Here is a 2911-nt window from a genome sequence, read left to right on the forward strand (position 1 = left end):
ATATTCATACTATCTACCTTTTTCTTATTTTCTAACTACTAAATTATACCACGCATGATACTAATACTCAACCAACAACGGTAATTATTTTATCTAGGAGTGACACAAAAATCATGATTTTGGAGAATTCGATTTTCTAGAGTCTTCCAAGAAAAGTGTACTAGTTATTTAAAAAGCTTGTATAAAGCCTATTTGGGAATCAAAATAACACTAAATATAACAGTTTTATTTAAACTTTTTGAAATTTTGAATTTTTGTTTTATTCTCATTTTTTAATCATTCACTCTAGATTACGACATTATATTTCTGTTATGTTGATAATTAATAAAAACTAGTGTAATATATATAAGAAATCATTATAAAAAGAAACTAAAAGGAGCTACAATGGAACACGAAATTATTTCAGAAATTTTGACTCATATAGCTAATAATAATATTAATAAAATAACTTTTTCTAATATTCGCAATAAAGAATTAGAACTTGATAAAATTATTGGTAAATTAGTTAATATTAAAAAAAGTATTAATCTACAGCTAGAATACAGATATAAAAGGATAATAAAACATACTAATATAGTTACTACAGATTCTTCAAATATTGAGAATTCGATCAAAGAACTTTTTGAATTAGCAAAAGACATCAATGTTGTTACCACAGATGAAAACATCAATATTAAAGTATCAAAAAAATTCAAAATAAGTGTAAATAGAAAGAAAACAGCCACTAAAGCTATTTCATTTGAACATAATAAGAAAAAAGACTATTTCTTAGACGAAAAACAAAAATATCCATTCTTAGTTGAACTAGGAATTCAAAATAATGATGGTAAGGTCATAAAGAGCAAATATAATAAATTCAAGCAGATAAACAAGTATCTTGAATTTATAAAACAAGCTACAACACAATTAAATTCTGATAAACAAATTACAATTCTTGACTTCGGTAGTGGTAAAAGTTATTTAACATTTTCTACTTATTATTACCTAACAGAAGTTCTTAAAATGAATGTGAAAATTATAGGTATTGATCTTAAAAAAGAGGTTATTGACCATTGTAATAATATCGCTAAAAAACTTAATTTCACTAATCTAAGTTTCATTTACGGCGATGTCATTGATTACGAAAATAAAGATGAGATAGATATGGTTATTAGTCTGCATGCATGTAATACAGCAACGGATATAGCTATCATAAAAGCTCTTGGTTGGAAAGCAAAAGTGTTCTTCGCAGTTCCTTGTTGCCAAAAAGAAGTCAACAGTCAACTTAATGACGAATTTCTTCCGTTTATGTTAAAACATGGAATTGTTAAAGAAAAATTCTCTACACTTCTTACTGATTCTATTCGTAGCGAAGTCTTAGAAGCATTCGGATATAAATCTGATATTGTTGAGTTTATCTCTGCAGAGAACACACCTAAAAATCAACTTATCCGAGCTTATAGAACAACAAATAATGTCGATAAAGATAAAATTACTAATCTTGAGAAATTCACTACTTCATTAAATGTAGAGATGTTCTTATTAGACGAAGTAAAAAAATTAATTTAATATAAAGAAAAATGCATTAGCTCTCATTTTTGAGCTAATGCACTTTATTATTCTAAAAACTATAATTCACTAAAATCGTAAACTTTACCTTTTTGTCTATTTGGTAATACAGCCGCAATTACTAAGCAAACTGCTGCTGGTACTAACCATTCTAAACTTTGAGCTGCTAGAGGAAGTTTTGCGATTAAACCACTTAAAGCCTCTACTTTAAATGTGCTTCCTACTACAGAAAGAATAGAGATTAATGTAACTACTGCCATTGTTAATTGCATTCCTAACTTAGATAATGCAACGTATTTGTTAACAATAACGATTAATACTAATGCAATTGTGATTGGGTATAAGAATAATAGCATTGGTACTGAGAATTGGATAACACTTTGTAATCCAACGTTTGCGATAGAAAATCCTACAACTGTGAATAATGTAGCATACGTTTTGTATGAAAGTTGTGGGAATTTTTTGTTAAAGAATTCTGAAGTTGCCACGATTAATCCTACTGTTGTAGTGAAACATGTAAGAATCACCATGATTCCTAAGAACATGCTTCCGAAGTTACCGAACAATTGACGGGCTGATTCAGATAGTACATATGCACCTTTATTAACTTTAGGGTTGGCAAGAACCTCAGCAGGTACTGCAAATTTGTTACCTAATAATCCTAATCCAACGTATAAGATACTGAATCCAATACCTGTTGCAATACCAGCAATCCATACACTTGATAAAAATTCTTTTTTATCTTTAAATCCTAATTGTTTTAAAGCACTCATCGCAATGATACAGAATGCTACTGAAGCAAGTGCATCAAGTGTGTTGTATCCTTCGATAAATCCTGTACCGAATGCCAAACCGCTAGTTACATAAGTTTTAGCAGCTTCTCCTGTCGAGTTAAATTTAGAAACTCCTAAGATTACTAAAATTACGATTAATAAAGCAAAAATTGGTGTTAAAACTTTACCTACACTATTTAAAATCTTAGTTGGGTTTACCGCTAATAAGAACGCACATACAAAATAAATAACTGTAAAAATTAATAACCACGGTAAACTACTTCCAGCTACAACTGGAGCTACTCCAATATCAAATGCAGTTGCTGCAGTTCTTGGAATCGCAAAAAGCGGTCCAATTGATAAATAAAGTAAAACTAAGTACGCTGTTGAGAATAATGGTGAAATTTTTTCATCCATCTCTGCTCCATAACCATTTGGATTAAGTGCCCCAACAATAAGTGTAACAATTGCTATCCCTACTCCTGAAACAACAAATCCTAAAATCGCTGGCCAAAAGTTTCCTCCTGCACTTACACCTAGTGCTGGTGGAAAGATTAAGTTTCCAGCACCAAAAAAGATACCAAATAATA

General features: G+C 29.8%; 2 protein-coding genes. One reads left to right on the forward strand and one right to left on the reverse strand.

Annotation, left to right across the window (positions count from 1 at the left end; all coding sequences use genetic code 11):
- Positions 1-384 precede the first annotated feature (384 nt).
- Positions 385-1548: an SAM-dependent methyltransferase gene (locus tag RWN11_RS08085; protein WP_314161225.1), complete on the forward strand. Its 1164-nt coding sequence runs from the start codon at positions 385-387 to the stop codon at positions 1546-1548.
- Between the two features lie 59 nt (positions 1549-1607).
- Here the strand turns inward: RWN11_RS08085 and brnQ are convergent.
- Positions 1608-2911 (reverse strand): branched-chain amino acid transport system II carrier protein (brnQ, locus tag RWN11_RS08090; RefSeq protein ID WP_314161226.1); only part of this gene is annotated, 1304 nt, incomplete at its 5' end.

Source organism: uncultured Gemella sp. (assembly GCF_963519265.1).
Classification (GTDB): domain Bacteria; phylum Bacillota; class Bacilli; order Staphylococcales; family Gemellaceae; genus Gemella.